Annotated in this window: 28 protein-coding genes; 13 read left to right on the top strand and 15 right to left on the bottom strand. The window is 50.6% G+C overall.

All coding sequences use genetic code 11. The features are described 5' to 3' along the window. The first annotated feature begins 65 nt into the window (after positions 1-65). Together CDA54_RS00375 and CDA54_RS00370 are read left to right on the top strand one after the other, a co-directional pair. Positions 66-1,256, top strand: coding sequence for an amino acid aminotransferase (locus CDA54_RS00375; protein ID WP_099033019.1), 1,191 nt, complete (start codon positions 66-68; stop codon positions 1,254-1,256). 239 nt (positions 1,257-1,495) lie between these two features. Continuing rightward, positions 1,496-2,296: an FRG domain-containing protein gene (locus CDA54_RS00370; RefSeq protein ID WP_099033018.1), complete on the top strand. Its 801-nt coding sequence runs from the start codon at positions 1,496-1,498 to the stop codon at positions 2,294-2,296. A 230-nt stretch (positions 2,297-2,526) separates the two neighbouring features. Here the strand turns inward: CDA54_RS00370 and CDA54_RS00365 are convergent, their stop codons facing one another. The 5 genes from CDA54_RS00365 to CDA54_RS00345 all read right to left on the bottom strand — a co-directional run bounded on the left by CDA54_RS00365 (position 2,527) and on the right by CDA54_RS00345 (position 5,299). Beyond that, entirely contained in the window at positions 2,527-3,465 is a 939-nt protein-coding gene (locus CDA54_RS00365; protein ID WP_099033017.1) for a YihY/virulence factor BrkB family protein, read from the bottom strand. Positions 3,466-3,697: 232 nt separating this feature from the next. After that, on the bottom strand, positions 3,698-4,303 hold the full coding sequence (locus CDA54_RS00360) for a DUF998 domain-containing protein (protein WP_099033016.1): 606 nt from the start codon (positions 4,301-4,303) through the stop codon (positions 3,698-3,700). Positions 4,304-4,393: 90 nt separating this feature from the next. Further along, a complete protein-coding gene (locus CDA54_RS00355; RefSeq protein ID WP_099033015.1) occupies positions 4,394-4,687 on the bottom strand; it encodes a HigA family addiction module antitoxin in 294 nt (97 codons plus the stop codon). Positions 4,688-4,787: 100 nt separating this feature from the next. After that, the gene (locus CDA54_RS00350) at positions 4,788-5,012 is read right to left on the bottom strand and encodes a BrnA antitoxin family protein (RefSeq protein ID WP_062480237.1); all 225 of its coding nucleotides are present in this window, start codon (positions 5,010-5,012) and stop codon (positions 4,788-4,790) included. A gap of 5 nt (positions 5,013-5,017) precedes the next feature. Further along, positions 5,018-5,299: a BrnT family toxin gene (locus CDA54_RS00345; RefSeq protein WP_099033014.1), complete on the bottom strand. Its 282-nt coding sequence runs from the start codon at positions 5,297-5,299 to the stop codon at positions 5,018-5,020. A gap of 390 nt (positions 5,300-5,689) precedes the next feature. On the opposite strand from CDA54_RS00345, the gene tcdA reads away from it, so the two are divergent. Beyond that, on the top strand, positions 5,690-6,487 hold the full coding sequence (gene tcdA / locus CDA54_RS00340; RefSeq protein ID WP_099033013.1) for a tRNA cyclic N6-threonylcarbamoyladenosine(37) synthase TcdA: 798 nt from the start codon (positions 5,690-5,692) through the stop codon (positions 6,485-6,487). A 147-nt stretch (positions 6,488-6,634) separates the two neighbouring features. Here the strand turns inward: tcdA and CDA54_RS00335 are convergent, their stop codons facing one another. The 10 genes from CDA54_RS00335 to CDA54_RS00290 all read right to left on the bottom strand — a co-directional run bounded on the left by CDA54_RS00335 (position 6,635) and on the right by CDA54_RS00290 (position 15,502). Beyond that, positions 6,635-7,036 carry a SufE family protein gene (locus CDA54_RS00335; RefSeq protein ID WP_099033012.1) on the bottom strand — a complete coding sequence of 134 codons (402 nt, stop codon included), beginning with the start codon at positions 7,034-7,036 and terminating at the stop codon, positions 6,635-6,637. 10 nt (positions 7,037-7,046) lie between these two features. After that, positions 7,047-7,421, bottom strand: a complete 375-nt coding sequence (locus CDA54_RS00330; RefSeq protein WP_099033011.1) for a DUF2750 domain-containing protein — start codon at positions 7,419-7,421, stop codon at positions 7,047-7,049. A gap of 16 nt (positions 7,422-7,437) precedes the next feature. Then, positions 7,438-8,397: a DMT family transporter gene (locus CDA54_RS00325; protein ID WP_099033010.1), complete on the bottom strand. Its 960-nt coding sequence runs from the start codon at positions 8,395-8,397 to the stop codon at positions 7,438-7,440. Positions 8,398-8,546: 149 nt separating this feature from the next. Beyond that, the gene (gene rluB / locus CDA54_RS00320; protein WP_099033009.1) at positions 8,547-9,395 is read right to left on the bottom strand and encodes a 23S rRNA pseudouridine(2605) synthase RluB; all 849 of its coding nucleotides are present in this window, start codon (positions 9,393-9,395) and stop codon (positions 8,547-8,549) included. A 702-nt stretch (positions 9,396-10,097) separates the two neighbouring features. Next, a complete protein-coding gene (locus tag CDA54_RS00315; RefSeq protein WP_099033008.1) occupies positions 10,098-10,940 on the bottom strand; it encodes a sigma-70 family RNA polymerase sigma factor in 843 nt (280 codons plus the stop codon). Between the two features lie 98 nt (positions 10,941-11,038). Further along, entirely contained in the window at positions 11,039-12,322 is a 1,284-nt protein-coding gene (locus tag CDA54_RS00310; RefSeq protein WP_099033007.1) for a DUF2254 domain-containing protein, read from the bottom strand. A 206-nt stretch (positions 12,323-12,528) separates the two neighbouring features. Next, positions 12,529-13,167, bottom strand: coding sequence for an SMC-Scp complex subunit ScpB (gene scpB, locus CDA54_RS00305; RefSeq protein ID WP_099033006.1), 639 nt, complete (start codon positions 13,165-13,167; stop codon positions 12,529-12,531). Next, positions 13,154-14,020 carry a segregation and condensation protein A gene (locus tag CDA54_RS00300; protein WP_099033005.1) on the bottom strand — a complete coding sequence of 289 codons (867 nt, stop codon included), beginning with the start codon at positions 14,018-14,020 and terminating at the stop codon, positions 13,154-13,156. Before CDA54_RS00300 ends, scpB begins: the two co-directional genes overlap by 14 nt. Then, the gene (locus tag CDA54_RS00295; protein ID WP_099033321.1) at positions 14,013-14,633 is read right to left on the bottom strand and encodes an L-threonylcarbamoyladenylate synthase; all 621 of its coding nucleotides are present in this window, start codon (positions 14,631-14,633) and stop codon (positions 14,013-14,015) included. The genes CDA54_RS00300 and CDA54_RS00295 overlap by 8 nt, the downstream gene beginning before the upstream one ends. 32 nt (positions 14,634-14,665) lie before the next feature. Continuing rightward, positions 14,666-15,502 carry a PHP domain-containing protein gene (locus CDA54_RS00290; RefSeq protein WP_099033004.1) on the bottom strand — a complete coding sequence of 279 codons (837 nt, stop codon included), beginning with the start codon at positions 15,500-15,502 and terminating at the stop codon, positions 14,666-14,668. Between the two features lie 353 nt (positions 15,503-15,855). Between CDA54_RS00290 and CDA54_RS00285 the strand changes: the two genes are divergently transcribed. The 10 genes from CDA54_RS00285 (at position 15,856) to CDA54_RS00240 (ending at position 25,024) form a co-directional block, all read left to right on the top strand. After that, on the top strand, positions 15,856-17,457 hold the full coding sequence (locus tag CDA54_RS00285) for an anthranilate synthase component 1 (protein ID WP_099033003.1): 1,602 nt from the start codon (positions 15,856-15,858) through the stop codon (positions 17,455-17,457). Further along, positions 17,454-18,059: an aminodeoxychorismate/anthranilate synthase component II gene (locus tag CDA54_RS00280; protein ID WP_099033002.1), complete on the top strand. Its 606-nt coding sequence runs from the start codon at positions 17,454-17,456 to the stop codon at positions 18,057-18,059. The genes CDA54_RS00285 and CDA54_RS00280 overlap by 4 nt, the downstream gene beginning before the upstream one ends. Then, positions 18,056-19,081 (top strand): anthranilate phosphoribosyltransferase, encoded by a 1,026-nt coding sequence (trpD, locus tag CDA54_RS00275; RefSeq protein ID WP_229748058.1) that lies wholly within the window; start codon positions 18,056-18,058, stop codon positions 19,079-19,081. The genes CDA54_RS00280 and trpD overlap by 4 nt, the downstream gene beginning before the upstream one ends. 14 nt (positions 19,082-19,095) lie before the next feature. After that, a complete protein-coding gene (gene trpCF / locus CDA54_RS00270; RefSeq protein ID WP_099033320.1) occupies positions 19,096-20,469 on the top strand; it encodes a bifunctional indole-3-glycerol-phosphate synthase TrpC/phosphoribosylanthranilate isomerase TrpF in 1,374 nt (457 codons plus the stop codon). Continuing rightward, positions 20,469-21,662: a tryptophan synthase subunit beta gene (trpB, locus tag CDA54_RS00265; protein ID WP_099033000.1), complete on the top strand. Its 1,194-nt coding sequence runs from the start codon at positions 20,469-20,471 to the stop codon at positions 21,660-21,662. The genes trpCF and trpB overlap by 1 nt, the downstream gene beginning before the upstream one ends. Then, on the top strand, positions 21,655-22,464 hold the full coding sequence (gene trpA / locus CDA54_RS00260; protein WP_099032999.1) for a tryptophan synthase subunit alpha: 810 nt from the start codon (positions 21,655-21,657) through the stop codon (positions 22,462-22,464). Before trpB ends, trpA begins: the two co-directional genes overlap by 8 nt. Positions 22,465-22,857: 393 nt before the next feature. Beyond that, complete coding sequence (locus CDA54_RS00255) at positions 22,858-23,412, top strand: septation protein A (protein WP_099032998.1); 555 nt, start codon at positions 22,858-22,860, stop codon at positions 23,410-23,412. A gap of 3 nt (positions 23,413-23,415) precedes the next feature. Further along, positions 23,416-23,715, top strand: a complete 300-nt coding sequence (locus tag CDA54_RS00250; RefSeq protein ID WP_099032997.1) for a YciI family protein — start codon at positions 23,416-23,418, stop codon at positions 23,713-23,715. 87 nt (positions 23,716-23,802) lie between these two features. After that, positions 23,803-24,219, top strand: a complete 417-nt coding sequence (gene arfB / locus CDA54_RS00245; protein ID WP_099032996.1) for an alternative ribosome rescue aminoacyl-tRNA hydrolase ArfB — start codon at positions 23,803-23,805, stop codon at positions 24,217-24,219. A gap of 88 nt (positions 24,220-24,307) precedes the next feature. Continuing rightward, positions 24,308-25,024, top strand: a complete 717-nt coding sequence (locus CDA54_RS00240) for a DUF5020 family protein (protein WP_099032995.1) — start codon at positions 24,308-24,310, stop codon at positions 25,022-25,024. Positions 25,025-25,038 lie beyond the last annotated feature (14 nt).

Raw genomic sequence — 25,038 nt, 5'->3', positions numbered from 1 at the left:
GGTATAATACGCCCACTTACCGATCAACCTACCAGGCCTTAAGGTCAATTTTACAGAGGGATATCATGTTAGAAGTGCTTAAGCAGTTACCTGCTGATCCTATTCTTGGTTTATCTACCGCCTTTAAACAGGACACTAATCCTAAAAAAGTGGATTTAGGTGTAGGCGTATATAAGGATGAACAGGGCCGTACCCCTATTCTGAGTTCGGTTGCCAAGGCACAAAAGATCCTGCTGGCCAATGAAGAATCCAAAACCTATATCACCCCACAGGGCGTGCCAGGCTATATCAGTGGTATGCTGGAGTTGTTGTTAGGTAAAGGCCACAAAACCCTGATTGAAGAACGGGTGGCAGCGGTGCAGGCCCCGGGAGGCTGTGGCGCCTTGCGTATCCTCTCCGAACTGCTTAATCGCTGTAATGGTGAGCTCACCGTATGGGTTAGTGACCCTACCTGGGCTAACCATATTCCGCTGATTGGCAGTGCCGGGCTCAAGATCGAAACCTACCCCTATTTCGATAAAGATCAGGCCGGTATCCGCTTTGACGATATGGTTGCCTGCCTGGAAAAGGTCAACAAAGGTGATGTAGTACTACTGCATGGTTGCTGCCATAACCCTACCGGTGCCGACCTGACCAAAGAACAGTGGCACAAAGTGCTGGAACTGGCACAACAGCGTGAATTCCTGCCCTTTCTGGATATTGCCTATCAGGGATTTGGCGACGGAATCGAAGACGATGTCTACGGTTTACGTCTTTTAGCCGATAATTTACCAGAGTTAATCGTGGCAGCGTCGTGCTCAAAAAACTTTGGTCTGTACCGTGAACGTGTGGGCCTGGCGGCAATGGTCACCACCAACCGCAATGTTCGTGATGCAATTCAGACTCAGATCCAGTCCATTGCCCGTGGTATCTACTCTATGCCTCCGTCCTATGGCGGTGCACTGGTAGATATTATTCTTAACAGTGATGAACTGAAAAACGAATGGCTGGGTGAAGTATCAGACATGCGTGAACGGATGCAGACTCTGCGCCGCCTGCTGGTTAGCAAACTTAAAGATAAAGGGGCCAGTAAAGACTTTGAGTTTATCAACAGTCAAAAGGGCATGTTCTCATACCTTTGCATCAGCCCCGAGCAGGTGCAGCAGATGCGTAATGACTACTCCATTTATTTCGTTGACTCCAGCCGGGTGAATATCGCCGGCATCAGCACCTCGAATGTGGATTATATCGCCGACGCTCTGACCGCTATCCTCTGACCTGTTAAACAGTACTGCCAAAAGGCAGTACTGTATTCACTTCCACCCATAGCTTTTTGTCTGTATTTCCTTAATTGGTCATAAAACCTGACTACACTGATCTGTAAAAAGGTAAGAAGGACTAAAAAGGGGTCGTAGTTAATTTTCTATATTGATCATTAACAAGCACCCCAAACTCAAAGAAATTAACTACGACCCCTTTTTAGTCCGCCCCTTTTTCTTTATTTCCGGAGGTGTTGATGAAAACCCTTGTCGCCCAGTCATGGGAGCATTTACAGGAATTATTGTTTGATGGTTCCTGGAACCCGACTATTGCCCGCTACCGTTCGCCCTATGTATTTCGCGGGTTGCCTGACAGCCGCTTTGATTTAAAAACCTCTCTCGCGCGCCTTGGCGGCAACTATGCCCAACTGGAACGTCACCTGCTCAGAAACTTCCAGAAATACGGCCATGACAGCTTCGATACCAACCGTTCCATCTGGCACTGGCTTACCCTGGCACAGCACCATGGCCTGCCCACCCGCCTGCTCGACTGGACTTATTCACCTATGGTGGCAATGCATTTTGCGACCGCCGATATTGATCTCAGCTCTGAAGATGCGGTGATCTGGAAGGTAAATTATCACGACTCGTTTAAACAACTGCCGGTGGATATGGCCCGGCAACTGGAGAAAACCGGCGGCAATGTGTTTACGGTGGAACTGTTAACACAACTGGTAGGCGAGCTGGAGGTGTTTGACCAGCTGGGCCAGTCTGACTTTTTCCTGTTTTTCGAGCCGCCGTCACTGGATGGCCGCATTATCAATCAACACGCCCTGTTCTCTGTGGCATCCAATGCCGAATTTACGCTTCAGGATCTGATCGACCAGACCCGCACCGACGCTCAGCAACTGATTATTCCAGCCGATTTAAAATGGGAAATTCGTGATAAGCTCGACCAGTCCAATATTACCGAACGGGTATTGTTTCCAGGCCTGGAAGGCTTAAGCCAGTGGCTGAAACGCCACTATAGCCCGAGAGGCAGAGTATCACAGTCATAGTTCCGGCCATCACATTGCAAAAGGTATAACGTTCTGCCAGCCATCAAAAAATGTCCTTGGTTGGCTTCGATTCCAACCGAACAGAGTCTGTCGCCAGCCCACTGGCGATAACAGCTGAACAGCACGTGACTATAGGCGAGACGCTTTACCGGGAAATAGAAGCATTACATTCCATCTCTTAAGCGGTAAAGGTCCGAGTGCAATGTATTCCTCTCATAGCTAACAAATCCTCAGCCGTGATGCACTTCATCAATCAATTGCCGATGCACAATTACTGCCGTGCTCTTGGGGCGGATAGGCAGGCCTCTGCCTTCGAGGTGTGCGCGGGTAAACGCCGCACCGAACAGCAGGATCATCGAGGAATAATTCACCCAAAGCAGCAGCAATGCCAGAGAGCCAGCGGCGCCATAGGCCGATGCCGTGGCCGTATAAGCCAGGTAAATGGAAATAAGTGAACGGCCCACCGTGAACAGCACTGCGGTGATCAACGCACCGAGCATCACATCTCTCCAGGACAGCAGTACGTCAGGCAGGATCTTGAACATCGCCGCGAACAGCAACGTGATGACGAACAGTGACAGGAATAATTCCATGCCCACCATTGCCAGACCTGGAACCGGCAGCCATTCCTCCGCGAATACCATGACGCCGCGCAACGCCACAGACAACAACAAAGAAACCAACAGGATAAAACCGATAGCCAGGATGATAGTCAGTGACAGTAAGCGGCTCTTGATAAAGATCCACAAACTGTTTCTGGTAGGGCGCGGCGCAACATCCCAGATCTGATTGAGGGACTGCTGCATCTGCGCGAAAACCGTGGTGGCACCGACTATGGTGGCACCTATCCCGATCACCGCAGGCCAGATACCACTCTGGTCAATCTGTGAATTGATCACTGCTGTTTGCACCACACCTGCGGCTTCCGGACCGAGGGTTCCCTCAAGCTGCTCAAAAAGTTGCCCCTGTACCGCCCTCTCCCCGATCACCAGCCCCACCAGAGTGACAACCGCCACCAGAATCGGCGCAATAGAAAAAACCGTGAAAAATGCCAGTGCTGCGGCGTAAATAAAAGCCTGGCTGGCCAGCCAGTTCTGGCTTGCCGCACCCAAAATGCCGAGCCAGTGCCTGACCGGAGCGGGAAGTTTGTTGTAAATCCTGAAAAACATAGTCGAAGATTCCAAAGCCTTAGCGTCAATGCCGCTGTGTTAAAACCAGTATAGGTGTTATCCGATCTCTGCAGAAGACAATCAATTTCTGCCAATAGCCGTTCCGCAAAATGGGCGGACAGAACGGCTTACTCCCCTTTGACTGCACCAGTCATGCCACTACGATTTGTGGCATAGACAACATTTTACGCCGTGTGATTTTAAAGTCTTACCACCCCTTGCCCCCTTGATTTCAACCAGGCATCGACTGAGTTTGCTTGTTAGCCAAAAACTGCTGCAAACCTAGCATGTAGGCAGCAACACCAAACCAGCCCATTGTCGGAATGGCCCATATTCTCTGTATTAATCCATTTAACTCTGATGGAATAAACCCGGCATAAATCATCCAGAACATGAAAACGTGCAGTAGTGTTACTGCAACCGAAAAGTTTTCAAAGGTCTCTGATCTAATGGTGTTCTTAAACTCCAGGGCAAATGCCATCGGCACAATAATCATAAAAATGGATAAGTTATAAAGCAGATGCAGGGGGCTTTCCAATGTCCAGATCCCTGCGCTAATCATGCTTATACCCAGTAGTAAGGTGGACAGCATGGCAACCGAAAACCGGCCTGGGGAGGAAACTTGTATCCCTAAAGCAAAAAGACACATGGAAAGGCCAATCACAATATCTGCCACGCGATGAATATAGGCAAAAACCGGCGCTTCAAGCGCAACATGGCTGATACTTTTCGCAAAAAAATCAAAGCCTGGAATGACAACGCCCAACCCAATGTTAATAATCGAGAATATCCAGACCAAATGGCCTTGTTTGATTAATAAGCTATTTATCCCTTTCACTTGACTTCCTTTTTTCTGGCTAACGTTTCGCCTTATACAGGCGAGTGAAACGATGCCCGGCGCACGAAGTGCGCGAACTGAATGGCCTGGTTATGCGGCATTAAGGTCAACTTTTTGCACCTTGTCGAGCTTAACGTTTTTTTCCGCAACCCAGAGGTCATACATGTCTTGCATCGCGAGCCAGCTTTCAGGAGTCCGGCCCAACGCCTTGGAAAGACGCAGCGCCATTTCCGGGCTAATACCGCTCTGCTGCTTAAGCAGGCGGTTTAAGGTGGACGGAGATACATCCAACCGCCCCGCCAGATAACGGCAACTCAGGCCAAAAGGCTCCATATAGGTAGCCAGAATGAACTCGCCGGGGTGTGGGGGGTTATACATCTTCATTAGTGGTAATCCTCATAATCATGGGAATATTGTAGCGCATTGCGCAACGGGGTCAGCCTGCATACCGCCTTATTCAGCGGCTTGTTCGCTGAAATGCTTTTTATGGCTTCGTGTGCCAGGAAATGTCGATCTTTTTATGATGTGCGGCACAATCTCTGAGATAAAGGTTAATCAGGCTTTGATAAGGTACTCCGGTTTCTTCTGCCATCTCCTTAAAATATCCGACAACATCTTCGCTAAGCCTTATTGTTACTGGCTTTTTTAATTTAGAAGCATATGGATTCTTGCGTGATTTCATTGTTGAAAAATCATATTCATCTCTCATGACGCTCACCCCTCATAATATTTTCGCTCTTTACTGGTTGCTTTACGCGCAGAAATAATCCGAATAGTTTCGCCGTGCTCACGCTCACAGTGACACACTACCAGGACGCGGGCTTCATTACTCATTCCCAACATGAGGAAGCGGTCTTCGGAAGGAGACGAATTCTCATCATCAAAGAATTGGATAGCGAACTCATCGTAAAACACTGATTTCGCCTCATAAAACGAAACCCCATGCTTTGTGAGGTTTGAGTCAGCCTTGTTCTGATCCCACGCAAACTTAATCATACGTACACCGTATGTACATTCTGTCGAACTGTCAATCTTGGTAGGTCACAACGTTTAGATAACCGGAATCGTTCTATCCCCAACTTAACGTAAAACCTGTCGCTAACCAGATTTCCGGCTAATAATCATTGGCTTGAAACTACGGGAGCTATGGGGATCCGATTCCCTTCTGTGAGTTTACTATGCCCCAGCCTTGGCAGCAGTGCAATTCTATGGCGTGTGAAATGTCAGGCTTTTCAGTGACATCAGCGTTGTTCGCGCACAGTAACGTCTAATTCTGATAGTTCAATCCTTTGCTTCTCTTTATTGATACAATAATGCACCGTATTGGTGGCAACGGGGCGCTATGGTATATTCTGCGCCCTTTATTGGCGGTCTACAGATTCTTAAATGAGTGATTTCTCCCAGCGCTTTGGCGGTACTCAGCGACTTTATGGTCAGCAGCATACAGCTTGGCTGAAGCAGGCCCATTTCTGCATTATTGGCATTGGCGGTGTCGGCAGTTGGGTGGCCGAGGCGCTGGCGCGTACTGCCGTGGGTAAGCTGACGCTGATTGATCTGGATGATATCTGCACCACCAATGTTAACCGTCAGATCCATGCTTTAACCGACACTGTGGGCACGGATAAAACCGAGATAATGGCGCAGCGTATCGGGCTGATTAACCCCGAATGTGACGTCAATTGCATTGAGGATTTTGTTACCCCTGAAAATGTGCGCGAGTACCTGAGCGGATTTGATTATGTGATTGATGCCACCGATTCGGTGAAGGCCAAGGCGGCAATTATCGCCCATTGTAAGCGGCGTAAAATACCGGTGCTGACGGTTGGCGGTGCCGGTGGCCAGACGGATCCTACCCAGGTCGACATCGCCGATTTAAGTAAAACAAAGCAGGATCCGCTCGCTGCCAAAGTCCGCGGGCTATTGCGTCGCGATTATGGCTTTACCAGTAATCCCAAACGCCGTTTTGCGGTGGATTGTGTGTATTCCACCGAGCAGCTCCGTTATCCGCAGGCCGATGGCACGGTGTGCCAGACTAAGGACTTTGCCGATGGCGGCGTAAAACTGGATTGCAATTCAGGTTTTGGTGCCTCAGTGGCGGTTACCGGCACCTTTGGGTTTGTGGCCGCCGCCCGCGCTATGGAAAAATACCTGCAGCGCTGTGAGCGCAAACACCAGGCGGATTAAAAAGCTAAATAAACAATCACTGGTGGGTGGTGGAGTTATGATTGAAAACCCTCCACAGCAGGGATGCTGTGGCGGAGCGTCCAGGGAAGGATTTACCGCGTGTTTTCGATCATAACTTCACTTCCCGCCGATGGTCACGGATAAAACTTATATCTGATTCAGTATTGCCTGCATCACCTGGTGCAGGCCATTATTGCGAGACTGGCTTAAATGCCGTTCAAGGTTAATCTCTGCCAGATAGCGTTGCAGATCAAAGGCTTTTATCTGCTCAGGGGTTTTTCCTGCCAGCGCTTCACAGATAAGGGCTAACAGCCCGCGCACAATCTTACTCGGCGAAAAGGCCCGCAACGTTATCTGCTGTTGAGCTGTTGTCATCTGCAGCCATACCTGGCTTTCACAGCCCTGCACTTCGTACTGCGTTGTGCGCAGGCTTTCGGGCAATATGGGCAGCTGTTTACCGGCCAGCATCAGTGCCCTTAACTGGTTGTCCCAGCCTCTGGCTTGTTGTACTGATAAGGCCACCGGGCCGGGTTGGAAGATATCACCCATAAATTAAAACTCAGCGGGACTGTTCTTCGGCAATGGCCTGTTGCATTTCATCGATTTTTACCACGATGGCGTCTTCTTCGCGTACCACCGGGAACAGCATCAGCATCACCTCATCGGGTTGCCACTGGCTGAAGAGAGTATTCTGCAGCTCGTCAAGGCTGATGGCTGTGGCTTTCGCCCCCGGGAAATGCACATCGGCCCAATGTTGCGCCGTTTGCTGGTCAGGGAACAGCGGCGTACAGGCATCCCCCTCGGCGCTGAGCATGGCCCATACGGCTTTTTGTGACAGGCCCCAGAGCTGGCCCTGGCTGAGCAGCGTGGTAAAGGTATATTCGGCGCGCTGTTCGGCGTCCATGGCAATAAGATCAGAAAAAGTTTGGGTCATAACCGGCTCTTATATTTTAACTTTCGTTAGTGTTAGGCGCTTTAACGGGCAAAGCCTGCTGCTTACCTTTACCTACAGCAGTTAACATCGAGCCCACCATCACCATGGCTGCACCGATATAAGCCCAGTGATCCAGGTCGCTGGGAACAAAATGCTGTGGCCAGATTCGTACTGCCCCTTCCATACTTAAAAAGGTAAACAGCGGAGCCAGCGCAATCACTGCACTGACTTTAGATGCATGCCATACATGCAGGGCCTCGGTAAACGCCCCATAGCCCACTACCGTATTGGCACAGCAGAACATCAGCGCCCAGAACTGTAATGTGCTCATATCCGTTATCAGCGCAATTTCTGAAAAAGGCAGTAATACCAGGCAACCAGCGCAATAGAGGATCAGAGTAAGTTGTTTGGCCGTAATGGCCCTGAGCAACACCTTTTGTGATAGTGCGTATACCGCCCAGGTCACTGCCGCCACAATGATAAACAGCACGCCCTGAGTATATATTCCCAATGAACTGAACAGCAGTGGTAAACGCTCGTTAAAGAAAAGCAACAGACCACTTAAAAGAGTTAACGCACCGAAGGTTTCCAGGCGGTTAAAACGCTCTTTATACAGCAGTATTCCGCCCAGCATCAGCAAAAATGGCGCCAGTTGAATCAGCACCTGTGCCGTTTCGGGGTTGAGGTAATCCACGCCCTGCAAATAGAGTACATAATTGGCAATCAGGCCCGCTGCGGCTATAAACAACAACAGGTTATTGCTGCGACTGATGGAGCGCATGGGGGGCAGTGCCTTGGTCTTGTAGAGCATCATCCCCACAAACACCGCCGCCAGGGTAAAACGAAACCAGGTGATGGTAATGGCATCCATCACCTGCAAACTGAGCTTAAGAAAAACCGGCAGCATGCCCCACAACAACGCGGTAAGCAGAGAAAGGCCAAAGCCATACCAATGTCTGACAGCAACGTTATGCATAATAAGGGCCTGTTTACCTTTTATATTCGTCTCTGTTGAGAGCAAAAAATACTTCAATCAAGGCGCGAGCGGTGTGGTTTAGTCATCTAAACAAGCCGTGATTAACGCACAGTGAAGCTTTTTTTGCCTCAACCCGAAGGGCTGGGGCCCTACTGTTTGTTTTTGATCTGGTGTTTTCTGACTGCCCGGCGCATGCGCGAAATCTGCACATGGTCCAGTTGCTTCTTGTCATCCACTTTCAGCAGAGTTTCGGTTTCAGGGGCCAGGTGTGCCAGTTTGCGCAGGCCGTTTACCACTTTAAGTTCCAGCTCAACCCAGCCGCCCTGCGGCAGGCGTTTTTGCAGCTCTACATCGCCATAGCGTACACGGATCAGGCGGCTTACGGTTACCTCCTGAGACTCCCACATGCGTCTGACTTCACGGTTACGCCCTTCTGAAAGGGTCACATTAAACCAGTGGTTCATGCTCTCTTCGTCGCCGGGGTGGCGACGTATACTGGTAAATTTAGCTTCACCGTCTTCGAGTTTTACACCGGCTTTAAGGCGTTTGAGCATAGCATCATCAACTTTGCCATACACCCGCACCGCGTATTCGCGTTCCACTTCTTTACTGGGGTGCATCAGGCCGTTAGCCAGTTCACCGTCATTGGTGAACAACAACAGACCACTGGTATTGATATCCAGCCGGCCAACGGCAATCCAGCGACCATTCTTTATGCGTGGCAGGCGATCAAAAACCGTGGCCCGACCTTCAGGATCTTTTCTGCTGCACAACTCCCCTTCCGGTTTGTTATACATCAGCACGCGACACACTGTTTTCTGATTCTGTGGACCAAGTGGATTGCCATCCACCCGGATTTTATCTTCCGGCTCCACCCGCAGGCCCAGCCCGGCCACTTTACCGTTTACCGAAATCCGGCCGTCACTGATCCATTTTTCCATCTCCCGACGGGAACCGATACCGGCATTCGCCAGTACCTTCTGTAATTTATCGCTCACCTGCGCTCCACTCTATGCGGCCAGAGGACTGCTATGCAGCCACTGGCATAAAATTCACTGAATAACGGGCGCTATTGTACGTGCAGGACGAAGCTAATACCAATAAATGCGCAGAACAGTCAAAGGGGTAAGTCCTTATCCCTCTTCGGCCCTGTACATCGGCGAGAAATAGCTGTTCAGATCCGATGCAAACATGTCGCTGGATGCCCGATAACGACACTCGGGCATGACAGACAGTCATTCCCGCGCGCTGTTGGCGGGAATCCAGTGGCTTCACTCTCGCAGAGGCGCAAAGACGCAGAGAATTAAAGCCGTTAACTCCTTATCCCTCTGCGACCCTGCGTCTCTGCGAGAAATAGCGGTTCAGCAGCGTAGCCTGTATATGGACTCCTCTTGGAATGCAAGAGCACATTCCTGCTTTCTTTGGTGGTTAAATCCTACTGACTCGCTTAGGTAGAGCACCATAGCTAAACGGTTCACTGCACATTGGGTTAGCGTACGTATATTCGGTCTTGCTATGGGGAGCTACCCCTGACCTTTACGGCGTGTTCGCCGTGTCAGTCAAACCCCTTATCGGATGCGTGGCATTATGATTGCCTTCAGGCTACTCAGGTTGTGTTCGACTGGCTAAAAGTGCGGTTGCCGTTTATCTGTGTTGCTAACTACCCTGATTGGTCATGGTTTAATTAACGGGCTGATGGATTAGGCCGCCAGGGCGACAGGTGGGCGATAATCCTGCCCGGTTTTCAGCATGGCCAGCGCCATTCTGATTAGCTTGTTGGCGACAGCCACCACTGTCGTATTAAAACTCTTGGTTTTCAGTAAGTTTTGTATCCAGAGACTTAATGGGTCGGTTTTATCCCTGGCTCGCGAGACCACTGAACGAGCGCCATTAATCGCCATGCTACGAACGTAGGCATCCCCCCGGCGGGTGATTTTACCCTCCGTGACTTTGCCACCGCTACCAGAATGGGCTGGCACCATGCCCAAGCTGGCACTGGCATCGCGGCCGCGCTGAAATGCATCGCCTAACCCCAGCTTGGCATAAGCGATACCCGCGGTTTTTATCTTGCGCTTGGCCCTGACGATGCGCTGCGCCACTGTCTCAGCCGGCACCAGCAAACCCGAGGACAATTGCTCAGTCGTCAGTCCGCACACTTCCCGCAACGTCAGTGCCAGTTGGGCATCACGACTCAGGCCCGGATGACAACAGGTAAAAATCAGGCGCAGCATGTCATCGGCCACAGCATTTTCATCAAGCTCCTGCTCATAAGTATGCTCAGGTTGACGTTTGGCATAATCCTTGGCGTACTGACGGCGGCGAATGGCGTCTATGCCCTTATTACGACCTGCCCGAATAAGCCAGGCCTTGGGATTATCCGGCGTTCCTTGCTCCGGCCACTGTTGCATAGTCGCGGCAAAGGCTTCTTGCATGGCCTCTTCAGCCAGTTGAAAATCTCCCAGAAGACGGATCAGGGTGGCCATCACATGACGGGAATGTTGTCTGTAGAGTTGGTTCAGGTATTGATTAAATGACTGCTGCACTCCTGTGCCCCCGGTTATACATTTTTCAGACGTCAATACTCAGTCGAATCATTGCATCCAGATTCGACTTCACAGTGGTTCTGAATGCACAACCGCCATTAATCCCTCATCGCCTGGCGTACTCTGATAATGTCCTGCTCATGGGTCAGTGCATGTTCTGAGCGTTTCAATGCCAGTGCAGCATACTTAACAGCGGCTTCACGGCTGGCGGTATCTTTTGATTTTGACAATGCCCGCAAGGCTTTTTGCAGCCGTATTGATACCTCCACGTTTGCGGCACCGTCACGGGCGATGGGCGTAAAAGCATCATCAAACATATCATCCACCGAGATCGGCGGTACTTCAATGCGATCGTACCTGATTTCGGCAACCTGATTCTTACCCTCTGATGATTCCGGCTTAATCTCAGTTTTCCCCCATAGCACAAACAGGCGCACCATACGGCCAATAATATCAATACCCGTGCCGGGATCGTTAACTGCCGGTGACAGGGCGCGGCTCGCGATCTCGGCAAGCACTACCAGCGCAAAGCGCGGATCATCCTCAAAGGTTCTCGACTTACCCAGCATAAAAGCCCGGCAAAGCTGTTCCCTTTGCTGCTTATCCGGTTGCTCGCCAGGGCCACTGATCCAGGCAAGCGGCCGATCAGGGGTAACAAAAGTGCCGGGCAGTACCGCCAGCCGGATCCCGATTTGCCAGTCTTCGGCGCATTGCTGCAATCTGGCCATATCGATATGCTGCACATAGCCCACTTGATCACAATAAAGCGGGCTGCCCTTTTCAGTTTTATCGGTGGCAGGCACTCCCCCTAAATCAGGTGCCCGGCGGCGACGGCACAAGGCCTGGGTGGCAATATCTTCCACCGAGTCTATGGTGGTGCCGACCCGACCCAGACGGGCTATCCGGTCAACCCAGCGTACAAAGGTCAGGATCACTATGGCGAACACCAGCACGGTCAACACCAGCAATGTAAACAGCCCGGCGTCCTCATAGAAATCATTTTCAATCGCGGTCAGGGCCACAATACTGAAAATGAACGCACCGATAAAAGTCGATAAGGCATTTTGCGATAGATCATCTGCAATAACCAGTTTTACGGCTCTGGGAGTCGCAGTGCTGCTTGCAGATGCATAGGCGGAAACCATCGACGCTACTGCCAGGGTGGCAATCACCATCATGCTCGACGACATCACGGATAACAAACGGGATACAGATTCAAAGGTCACTTCTGGCACCCACTCTGCCAGGCTTGTTCCTTCTGCCAGCTTAGCCAGAAAAGCCACTAATACAGACAGGACAGAAATGACCAGAGGCTTGAGCCAAAGCTGTTTACTCAATTGCTGTAGTAAAAACCTGATTTTGTCCGCGGATATAAAAGGCATACTGCTCTCCTGCAATGACCTCAGATGGTAGCATTACCCTTTTTAAAGGGTGCCGGGTGCCCGATAAGTACACTCGGGCACGACCGGCGGTCATTCCCGCGTGCTGTTGGCGGGAATCCAGTGCCTTTACTCTCGCGGGGGGCAAAGACGCAGAGAATTAAAGGCACGAAAGTTCCAACAACCAAGGCTAACACCAGACTATCGGGCTAATGTAATAAATCCATGTCAGATTGATCATCATCCGGCTGCACCTTACCCCTGACGGCCTCATCAGCATCTGCCACAGGCTGTGCAGCTTCAGCATTTTGGTCTTTCTGCTGGTCAAACAATCCCGCAGACGGCAACTGGTCAAGGCTGCTCAGGGCAAAGTAATCCAGAAAGGCTTTGGTGGTCGCATACAGCGCCGGTCTCCCGGGTACTTCTTTGTGACCAATAATCTTGATCCAGTCCCGCTCACTCAGAGTTTTAATAATATTGGAGCTGACCGACACACCGCGAATATCTTCAATCTCGCCCCGGGTAATGGGCTGGCGATAGGCTATCAGCGCCAGAGTCTCAAGCATGGCGCGGGAATAACGGGGTGACTGTTCCTGCCAGAGTTTGCTTAACCAGGGAGAAAGACTGTCCATGGACACAAAACGGTATCCGGTGGCCAGCTTGATCAATTGTACGCCTCGTGGCCGGTAATCCAGCACCAGTTCATCCAGAATCTTCTCCAGTTGCCTGTTACTGACATTGAGATCCTGCAATACACTGTCCTGCAGCTTCTGGGCGCTAAGAGGCTGGTCGGCCACAAAGATAGCCGCCTCCAGGAGCTGCTTTAACTGCGTATCAGAGATTTTCACTGCTTACTCCCTCCTGATAGATATCCGCATCGCCTCTGGCCTGCACATGAATATCACCGTAAGCCTCTGTTTGTACCAGGTCGACCAGAGATTCTTTAACCAGCTCCAGTATGGCCAGAAAACTGACGACGACGCCGGCTTTGCCCTCTTTGGGCTCAAACAACTGATAAAAGGACACAAAGCGGGCTTCGCGCAAACGTTGCAGGATATCGCTCATACGCTGACGGGTAGACAGCGTCTCCGGGCGAATATGATGGTGCTCAAAGGCCGATGCCCGTTTTATCACTTCCTGCAGGCTGAAAGCCAGTTCCTGCAAGGTGACTTTAGGAAGGATAATGCTCGGCTGGCAGTTGTCCGCAGCATTGGCCGTACCGATAAAGAGCTCGCGCTCCTGACGGGGAATATTGTCGAGCTCATGAGCCGCTTGTTTGATCTTTTCGTATTCCCTGAGCCGCCGAATCAACTCGGCGCGGGGATCTTCCTCGTCATCATCGGCTTCCTGGCGCCTTGGCAACAGCACCCTGGATTTAATTTCCGCCAGAATTGCTGCCATCAGCAGATACTCTCCGGCCAGTTCCAGTTTAACTTCCTGCATCAGATCCACGTATTCCATGTACTGGCGGGTGATCTGCAGAATGGGCAAGGTAGCAATATCGAATTTCTGTTTGCGGATCAGGTAAAGCAGTAAATCCAGCGGCCCCTCAAAAGACTCAAGAATTACCTCCAGCGCATCGGGAGGAATATACAGATCTTCAGGCTTTTCAATCAGTGCCTGACCATTAACAAAGGCCAGTGGCAGCGGCTGCTGCACCGGCTCTTTGGGTGGGGCTGAAGGCGGCAGTTGTTCAGACAAAGGCGGAAATATCCCCCTCACCTTCGCGCAGGATCACACATTCCCCCTCTGACATATCCAGCACTGTGGTGGGATGCTCACCGATATAGCCACCATCGATAATCAAATCCACACGTTTTTCCAGATTATCGCGGATCACTTCCGGATCAGACTCGGCCATGCTGTTACCGGGCAGAATCAGTGAGGTAGACATAATGGGTGAATCCAGCTCTTCGAGTATGGCCAACGCGATATTATTGTTTGGCACCCGGATACCAATAGTCTTACGCTTGGGATTCTGCAACCGCTTGGGTACTTCTTTGGTGGCCTTGAGAATAAAGGTATAAGGCCCGGGGGTGTTATTCTTTATCTGCCGAAAGGCCTGATTATCCACCTTGGCATACAAGGACAACTCCGACATATCCCGGCACATCAGGGTGAAGTTGTGATCTTTGCCGATGTCCCGAATACCACAAATTTGTTCCAACGCATTCTTGTTATCCACCAGGCAACCGATGGCATACCCCGAGTCTGTAGGATAGACCACCACACCGCCATTTCTGAACACCTCACAGGCCTGTTTGATCAGTCTGGGTTGCGGGTTATCGGGGTGAATTTGAAAAAACTGACTCATATACTCATCCATCTTATTCTTATTTATAGCACTCAGGCCAGATTCCAGTGTTGCCATATTGGCACAAGGTCATCGGCAAGAGAAAGGTTTTTACCTAATTCGGTCCAGCGGCCGGGAAAATGAAAATCCGATCCTACTGACGCTCTCAGGCCATAATCTTTGGCGTATTCACCAAGCAACTTTCGGGTATCGGCGGCCAGTTGAGGATGACTTACCTCCATCCCCTGCCCGCCGGCCTCGGTAAAATCGTTGAGTAATCTTTTCAGCCATTTGGTAGTAATATCGTAACGTGCAGGGTGAGCCAGCACCGCCTCTCCGCCCGCCTCTTTGATCCACTCGACGGCCTCACTGATTTCTGGCCAGGCCGGTGTGACAAAAGCCCGCTTGCCTTTACCCAGATAACGCTTAAAGGCCTGCTCAAAGTCTTTTACTGCATTGCGCTTTACCAGCACCCTGGCAAAGTGAGAACGGGTCAGCTGGCCAGGCCCGGCCAGCGTTTTAGCCTGCTGGTAAACATCCTCAATCCCCGCTTTGGCGAGTTTCTCAGCCATTTGTCGGGCTCTTAGTTCCCGCCTCTCTCCCTGTTGAGCCACCCGTTGCTGGAACACTGCATTTTGATAATCCACATTCAGTCCAAGAATATGAATATCAAAACCATGCCAGCGAGTAGAAAACTCAATCCCCGGGATAATACGCATTGAACGCTTTTGCTCAGCCTGATAAGCCAGTGCCTCAGGCAACGCTGCGGTGGTGTCGTGGTCGGTAATGGCTAATACATCCACCTGCATATTATGAGCACGATCGATCAACTCTTTGGGCGAAAGCGCTCCGTCCGAGTAATATGTATGGCTGTGTAAATCAATTTTCATCTTTTTAAGCCCAAAGCTATTGACAGCGACGTGAAATGCAGGCTGAATATTGTATCAAAATACGGGCGACAAATTGTCAGCCAATTTACGCTAAATTGAAAAAAAAACAGATTAGAGAGTGCAAATGCAAAACTTCACAAATACCCTGACTAACTGGTGGTGGCACATCCCGATATAGTGGGCTTGTGTGTATTTGTGTTTGCAGCAAATTCAGAAAAGGCCCGCTTATGCGGGCCTTTTACGTTTCAGCCCATAAAAAACGTTTTCCTGGCTAACCCCTTAGCAAAACACAGGTTAGTCCGGCTACAAAGTCAAAAACAGAAATAGTTATAACAGCACAACAAGAGTGGAATATGAGCCTAGCTGAGTTAAGTGACCAACCGGGTAAAGTGGAAACCCTGATCCACCCCAGTACCTATCAGGCCGATCCGTTGGATCTGTATCAGCGTCTTTGCCACAACAAGGCGAACAGTCTGTTGCTGGAATCGGCGGAAATTGACAGTAAAGACAACCTGAAAAGTTTAATTCTGGTCGATGCCGCAGTCAGGCTGGAATGCCGTAACCACCAGGTTCGCTGTGAGGCGTTAAGTGATAACGGCCGGGCAATATTGCCACTGCTGGCAGAGCACTGCCCCGCAGATAAGCAGCGCACTTCAGACAATACACTGGTACTGAACTTTAATGCCCCCGATGCGGCACTGGATGAAGACAGTCGCCTGAAGGCACATTCGGTATTTGATGCACTACGCACCCTGATAAAACAAATCACTCCGCTGCGTGATCACCCTCATGCAGTGTTCCTTGGCGGCGCCTTTGCCTACGATATGCTCGGTGGATTTGAAGCGCTGCCCGATGTCAGTGAAGGCGCCAACTATTGCCCCGATTTTGTTTTTTATCTGGCAGAGACCCTGATCCTGATTGACCATCAGCATCGCACCACGGATATCATTGGCAGTGTGTTTTCCGGCGAAAAAGTAGCACAGAGTTATTTTTCAGTCAGTCAGCGCCTTGAAGCCCTGAACAAAGAACTCCAGAGTCACAAGCGCTACCAGCAATATCCGTTGCGCACGGTCACTGCACAGCAATTGCGTGTTGATAAAAGTGATGATGTTTATCAGCAACATGTGCTGGATCTGAAAGAACATGTTCTCGCCGGGGATATATTTCAGGTTGTTCCTTCGCGCACCTTCAGCCTGCCCTGCCCTGACCCGCATCTGGCTTACGCCAGACTCAAACAGCAAAATCCGAGCCCCTATATGTTCTTCCTTCAGGACCAGCAATTTTGCATGTTTGGCGCATCTCCGGAGTCGGCACTCAAGTACAGCCATCAGGACAATCAGGTGGAAGTCTATCCCATAGCCGGTACACGTCCCCGTGGTCGCAATCCGGATGGCAGCCTTAACCGGGATCTCGACAGTCGTATCGAACTGGATCTTCGCGAGGATGCGAAAGAAAAGGCTGAGCACCTGATGTTGGTAGATCTGGCCCGCAACGATATCGCCAGAGTGTCTAAGCCAGGAAGTCGTTATGTCAAGGATCTGCTCAAGGTAGACAGATACTCCCAGGTTATGCATCTGGTCTCACGGGTCGTGGGTCAGTTACGGGATGACCTCGACGCCCTGCACGCCTATCAGGCCTGCATGAATATGGGCACCTTAGTCGGTGCACCCAAAGTGATGGCCGCCAGACTGATACGCGAAGTAGAGAAGCACCGGCGCGGCAGTTATGGCGGTGCAGTGGGTTATATTAACGGCCAGGGCGACATGGATACCTGCATTGTAATTCGATCGGCGTTCGTCAGCGAAGGTGTAGCCCATATTCAGGCCGGTGCCGGCGTAGTACATGATTCCGATCCGGTGGCGGAAGCGAATGAAACCCGCAGCAAAGCCCAGGCGGTGATCCGTGCCATCCTCGATGCCCACCAAACTGATGTGGCACAGGAGTCGCAGCAATGAACCTGCAACGTAACAACAAACCGCATATTTTTCTGATCGATAATTTTGATTCATTTACCTACAATCTGGTGGATGAGATGCGCTGTCTGGGCTTTACACTGACGGTATATCGCAACAGTCAGCATGCTGAGTTCATTCTCCAGAAAATGCAGCAATGCACTGACCCGGTTATTCTGATGCTCTCTCCCGGCCCTGGTGCGCCGGCTGATGCCGGTTGTGTACCGGCGTTGTTAAAACTGGTGCAGGGTAAGTTTCCGGTACTTGGGATTTGTCTGGGGCATCAGGCCATTGTGGAACACTATGGTGGTAAAGTAGGCCGGGCCAACCAGGTGGTGCATGGAAAAGCCTCAGCCATCGACCATCAGGGAAAGCATATGTTTGCTGACCTGCCTCAACCTCTGCCTGTAGCCCGTTACCACTCACTGGTAGCGACACATGTGCCAGAGCAACTTGAAGTGCTGGCAGAATTCGCAGATATGGCCATGGCGCTGTATCACCCTGAAGATAAAATGCTGGGCTTTCAGTTTCATCCTGAATCTATTCTTACCGCTTTGGGCAGCACCTTATTAGCCCAGAGTATCAATTATCTTGGAGACGCCTGATGCAACCTTTACTGGAACAGCTCTACGCCCAAAAAGCCCTGACACAGGAACAAACCCGAGAGTTTTTTGCGCAGGTCATTGCCGGCAATATGGACCCCATAATACTGGCCTCGGCATTAACCGCGCTGAAGATGCGCGGTGAAACGCCAGCAGAAATCGCCGGTGCTGCCAGTGCGCTGGTCGATCAGGCTAAACACTTTCCAAGACCTGATTATGATTTTGCAGACATTGTCGGTACCGGTGGTGATGGGTTTAATACCCTGAACATATCCTCCGCCAGTGCCATTGTCGCGGCCAGTTGTGGCGCTAAAGTCGCCAAACATGGTAACCGAAGTGTCTCGAGCAAATCCGGCTCAGCGGATCTGTTCCGCGAATTTGGTCTGGATCTGGCGATGAGCCCGGATACCGCCAGTGTCTGTCTGGATAAAACCGGGTTGTGTTTTTTATTCGCCCCTGAGTACCATGCCGGGATACGACATGCCATGCCGGTGCGAACCGCGTTAAAAACCCGCACTCTGTTTAATTTGCTCGGTCCGTTAGCCAACCCTGCCCGGCCAACTCATATTTTACTGGGGGTGTATTTGCCGGAACTGGTCAGGCCGATGGCTGAGACCCTGCAACTTCTGGGCTATCAACATGCCCTTGTGGTGCATGGTAGTGGCCTGGATGAGCTGGCGTTACACGGCCCGACTAAGGTTGCAGAACTGGAGCAAAATACGATCCGCGAGTATCAGCTGACTCCGGCAGATTTTAATCTTCCTGAACAGCCAATCAGTGCGATTAAGGGCGGCGATCCAGCCGAGAATAAACAGGTAATTGAAACGCTGTTAGCCGGCAATGGCCAGGACGCCCATCGCCAGGCAGTGGCGATCAATAGCGGCGCATTGTTGAAACTGCTGGGGCTGGCGGATAGCTACCAGCAAGGTGCTGAAATGGCCATGGACAAACTTAACAGTGATAAGCCTCTGGCACTCATAGAGCGCACTGCAGGATTGTCCCGGTCTTTACCCGAACACGTGTGAAAAGAGAACTGATAATGGAAAACGTGCTGCAAAAAATTGTTGCCGATAAAAAACAAGAGATCGAAGCCCTGAAGCAAGCCCTGCCTCTCGGGCAGTTTATTGATGATCTCAGGCCTTCAGATAAAAGCCTTTATGATTCACTCAGTCAGCCTCAGGCCGGTTATATTTTTGAATGTAAAAAAGCCTCCCCCTCGAAAGGGCTTATTCGTGAACATTTTGATCTGGATGAGATCCTCAGTGCGTATGCACCTTTTGCCAGCGCCATTTCAGTACTGACAGATGAAAAATACTTTCAGGGAAATTATGAATACCTGCGTTATGTAACTGACAGGGTCAGCCAGCCGGTACTGAATAAAGATTTTTTTATTGACCCCTATCAGGTCTATCTGGCCCGGTATTATAACGCCGACGCCATATTACTGATGCTCTCGGTACTGGATGACCAGCAATATACGCAGTTGGCGGAGTTGGCCGATAAGTATCAGTTGGATGTACTCACCGAAGTCAGTAACGAGGAGGAAGTGCAGCGGGCGAATAAACTGGGAGCCAGAATAATCGGTATAAACAACCGCAATCTGCGTGATCTGAGCACTGATCTTTCTACCACCGCCAGACTCGCACCCATGCTTAATGACAATGCCCTGGTCATTTCCGAATCTGGCATTTATACCCATCAGGATGTGTTGAAGCTGGCACCCTTTGCCGATGGTTTCTTGGTAGGCAGTGCGCTGATGGCGCAGGAAAATTTGCTCCAGGCGGTAAAAAATCTGGTCTATGGGAAGGTGAAAATTTGCGGCATAACTACGGTTGAAGATGCCGATATAGTAAAAGCATCGGGAGCCTGTTATGCCGGGTTAATATTTGCAGAAAAATCTCCCCGTGCCATCTCCGCTGAGCAGGCCGGAAATATCGTCGGCTATGTTCCCTTTAACTATGTAGGGGTTTTCGTTGACGAACAGGTAAAGGATGTCGCTGATATAGCGCGGGCGTTAGATCTGGCAGCTGTACAACTGCATGGTCAGGAAGATCTCAGTTATATACAGGCGCTCAGAGAGCTGTTGCCACCAGAGTGTGACATTTTCAAAGCCTGTGGCGTAACAGACAGTTTACCAGAAACAAACAATCCACTGGTGAACCGCTATCTGCTCGATTGCCAGGTGGGTAACCAGTTTGGCGGTACCGGCAAGCGTTTTAACTGGGCACTTCTGGACAATATTGAAGATAAATCCGGATTGATTCTGGCCGGAGGTCTGAGCGCAGAGAACATTAACAAAGCCGCCGAAACCGGTGTCGGCATGCTGGATGTTAATTCTGGTGTAGAAAGCGCCCCCGGGCATAAAGACGCGACTAAAATCACCCAATTATTCAAGCAATTAAGAGACTACTGATGACAGAACATTTAGACAGTAAATTTGGCCAGTACGGTGGTATGTATGTGCCCGAACTGCTTATTCCGGCACTGGATCAGTTAGAACAGGCATTTGTGGATGCACAACAGGATGCTGAATTTCAACAGGAGTTTATGGCACTGCTAAAAGATTATGCCGGACGACCCACGTCACTCACTCTGACCCGTAATCTGGTGAGTAACCCTAAAGTAAAGCTCTATCTGAAAAGAGAAGATTTACTTCACGGTGGTGCACACAAAACAAATCAGGTGCTGGGCCAGGCGCTTTTAACCAAACGCATGGGTAAAAAGGAAGTGATTGCCGAAACGGGTGCGGGTCAACATGGTGTGGCAACCGCCCTGGCGTGTGCTTTGCTCGGTTTAAAGGCGCGTATTTATATGGGCGCAAAAGATGTTGAACGTCAGGCTCCCAATGTATTTCGTATGCGGCTTATGGGCGCTGAGGTGATTCCGGTAGAAGCGGGATCCGGTACCCTTAAAGACGCCGTTAATGAGGCCATGAGAGACTGGTCAGCCACCTATGACAAAGCGCATTACCTGCTCGGCACCGCGGCTGGACCTCATCCGTTTCCCACCATAGTGCGCGAATTTCACCGCATGATCGGCGAAGAAGTGCGTGAACAGATACTCGATAAAGAGGGGCGCCTGCCCGATGCCATTGTCGCCTGTGTTGGCGGAGGCTCTAATGCCATTGGTATTTTTGCTGATTTTATTGACGAAGCCGATGTGAAATTAATTGGTGTCGAACCCGCCGGAAAGGGTCTGCATACCCATGAACACGGGGCTGCCATTGCCAATGGCACCAAGGGGATATTACACGGCGCTTTCAGCTATATCATGCAGACCAGTGAGGGCCAGATAGAGGAATCCTATTCTGTTTCTGCGGGGCTCGACTACCCCGGAGTGGGTCCTCAGCATGCTTATCTGAACGATATTGGCCGCGCTCAGTACGCTTCGGTCACCGATGAAGAGGCGCTGAATGCCTTTCAGCTGCTCGCCAGAAAAGAGGGCATAATTCCGGCACTGGAGTCGTCACATGCCCTTGCGTACGCTCTGAATATGGCGGATGAAGCGGAGGAAGAAACCCTTATCGTTGTCAACCTTTCCGGCCGGGGGGATAAAGACCTGGCCCATGTTCACAAGATTCTGACCGGAGAACACCAAGATGGATAGATACGCACAGATGTTTGAACGCCTGGATAACGCAGGTGAAGGCGCTTTTGTCCCCTTTGTCATGCTCGGTGATCCCGACCCGGAAACCAGCCTTGCGATTATTAATGCGCTGATAGAAGGCGGAGCCGACGCTCTGGAGCTGGGGATTCCTTTCTCCGACCCCATTGCCGATGGCCCCACTATCCAAAAAGCAGCCATTCGTGCACTGAAGTCCGATGTGCATCCTAAAGACTGTTTTGCAATCATTCATAAAGTGCGTCGCCAGCATCCGAATATTCCGATTGGATTGTTGCTATACAGCAATCTGGTACTCGCCCCGGGTACCGATGAGTTTTATCGTCAGGCCAGTGAAGCCGGGGTAGATTCGATGCTGATCGCCGATGTGCCGATTCGGGAGTCCGCGCCATTTGCCAACGCAGCTAAAGCTCATAATCTGCACCAGATTCTGATTGCGCCGCCCAATGCCAGCGACGAGACCATGGCCCGGATTGGCGAACTATCCAGTGGCTATACCTATCTGTTGGGCCGGGCTGGTGTGACTGGTGCGGAAACTGCCGCCACAATGCCGGCATCAGAGCTTATCGACAAACTCAGACAGGTAGGTGCGGCAAGACCCATTCTTGGATTTGGTATTTCGAAGCCGGAGCAGGTTAAAGAAGCGATTGCCGCGGGAGCGGCGGGAGCCATAGCAGGCTCAGCCACTGTGAAGTTAATTGAAGAGCATCTGACGGATGTGCCCGCCATGCTACAGCGCCTGACCGACTATGTAGCGGGCATGAAAGCGGGTACCACCCATAGCTGACGATGTAATTTATTCACCGCGGAGCCGCAGGTGTAGCCTGCAAGAAGCGGATTGCGGGATGATCTTACCTTTACCCGGATTCCGCTTCGCTCTATCCAGGCTACGAGTACTGTAAAAGCATTCAACCACGAACCACACGAAAAGCACGAAAAATGAGCAGGTGCTGTTTTGCAGTTTCCTTTCGTGTATTTAGTGTTTTTCGTGGTCGGAGTTTTGTTATCTTGCTTTTTCTCTGTGCCTCCGTGGTGAATAATCTCCTTACTGTAGCGGTTGCAGGCTGTTGTTCAGTTTTAACTCATCACTCATCATTCAGCATTCTGCACTCATACCCCCTGTCTTAGCGGGGTAAAAATCGGTATCATCAGGCCAGCCAAGTTTTTTAAGTGAGTCATTATGCAGTTTTTATTAGAGTTCCTTCCCCTGCTGATCTTTTTTGTGGTCTACAAGATGCAGGATATTTTCTGGGCAACGGGTGCGCTGATGCTTGCCACCCTGTTGCAGATACTGGTGACTTACCTGCAAACAAAAGAAGTGCCTAAAAAGCAATGGGTGTTCCTGATTATGATCCTGGTATTTGGGGGCCTGACTATTGGCCTGCGCGATGAACACTTTATTATGTGGAAGCCAAGTATTGTTTATGTCCTTTTCGCTGTGATTCTGCTGGGAAGTCAGCTGATGAAGCGGCCGGCCCTTAAGAGTTTACTGGGCAGTGCTATGGTATTACCGGATAAGATTTGGAAACGCCTGAATATTAGCTGGGCGGCCTTTTTCCTCGCCAGCGCAGCAGCAAATTTGTATGTAGCATATGGTTTCAGTGAGAGTATCTGGGTCAACTTTAAAGTCTTTGGTATGACCGGCGTCACACTGATATTTACCATCGCGACGATTATGTATGCCTATAAGTATATGCCGGAAGAGCAAACTGACAGCGCCAATGATGAGAAATAGCTGATGTGGTACATGATTTATTCCGAAGACATTGACCAGAGTCTGGCGTTACGTAAAAAGGCCCGGCCTGAACATCTGGCGCGTCTGGAGCAGTTAAAACAACAGGGCCGGTTGTTGATTGCAGGCCCCTGCCCCGCCATCGACACACAAGACCCGGGTGAAGCGGGTTTTACAGGGTCCCTGGTCGTGGCTGAGTTTGACTCGCTCGAACAGGCACAAGCCTGGGCCGATGCGGATCCTTATAAAGCGGCCGGCGTCTATGCCCGCAGCATCGTCAAGCCCTATAATAAAGTCCTGCCATAATGATTTTGTAGGGCCCAATTTATTGGGCTGGCAGTGTTTAATTCAGGCGAATGAATTCGCCCCTACAACTGATAACGTTATAGTCCTATGTTAATTATCAACAGCAATGTCAGTATCAGCGAAGATGAAGTAGAACTCAGTGCCATTCGTGCTCAGGGCAGTGGTGGCCAGAATGTAAATAAAGTGGCCAGCGCTATTCATCTGCGTTTCGATATCAACGCCTCTACCCTGCCCGACTTTTATAAGCAGCGCTTACTGAAACTCTCCGACAGCCGCATTACCAGCGATGGCGTGGTGGTGATCAAGGCTCAGAACGCCCGTACCCAGGAACAGAATAAAGAAGACGCCCTCGCCCGTCTGGTGGCCCTGATTAAAGAAGCAGGAAAAACCCGGAAAGCCCGTCGCCCGACAAAACCCAGTAAAGCTGCAAAGCGCCGCAGGATAGAAAATAAGAAGAAAACCGGTAGTAAAAAAAACCTGCGCGGAAAAGTGGATCTTGAATAACAGTCCCTGGGGCATTTTCAGACTCACTTGAATTTCAGCCAGATAGAGGCTTAACTGAATAGTTCCTTTCTATTCAAGAAGTAAGCCTATGAAAGCTGGCCTGATTCTGCTACTGGTTCTGTTTCATTCCCACCTCGCTCTGGCGAGTTTTCAGGAGGCGCGTCTCAGTTATCTGTACGGCGAAAATTATCGGATTGGCGAATCCGACAGGCAGGTTATTACCCTTGAGCATGTGGCCAGCACCGACTGGGGTGACAGCTTCTTTTTTCTCGACCATATGCGTTTTGCCGACGGCACCCGGACCAATTATGCGGAACTTCAACCCCGCTTCAGTCTTAGCAAAAAGACCTCCACAAGCTTTGTTGCGGGTCCGATAAAAGACGTGCTGATTGCGGGCCATGTTGAAATGGGCAGTAACGCCACAAATTTTTTATATGGTATGGGCGTGGATCTCGATATACCCGGCTTTCAGTTTTTTCAGGTAAATGGTTATCGCCGCAACAATGATGACAAGGCGAACAATTGGCAGCTCACTCTGGTTTGGGCTGTACCCTGGCGGTTCGGTGAACAACAGTTTGTATTCGACGGATTCGCTGACTGGGCCAGCACCAGTTCAGACCAGCGGGCCAATCTGAACATCACGCCACAGTTAAAGTGGCTGGCCAGTGATGTTCTGGGTATTAAAAGTAAACTGTATCTGGGTTTTGAATATGTTTACTGGCGTAACAAGTTTGGCATTGCAAACAGCGCTGCCTTAGCCAGTAACGAGAATAACCTGAACCTGTTAATCAAATGGCATTTCTGATGCACACCACTTCC

This window comes from Lacimicrobium alkaliphilum, from assembly GCF_002591895.1.
In the GTDB taxonomy this organism is placed as follows: domain Bacteria; phylum Pseudomonadota; class Gammaproteobacteria; order Enterobacterales; family Alteromonadaceae; genus Lacimicrobium; species Lacimicrobium alkaliphilum.
The sequence above is the reverse complement of the archived record's forward strand: the minus strand, read 5'-3'. Positions and strand labels throughout refer to the sequence as shown.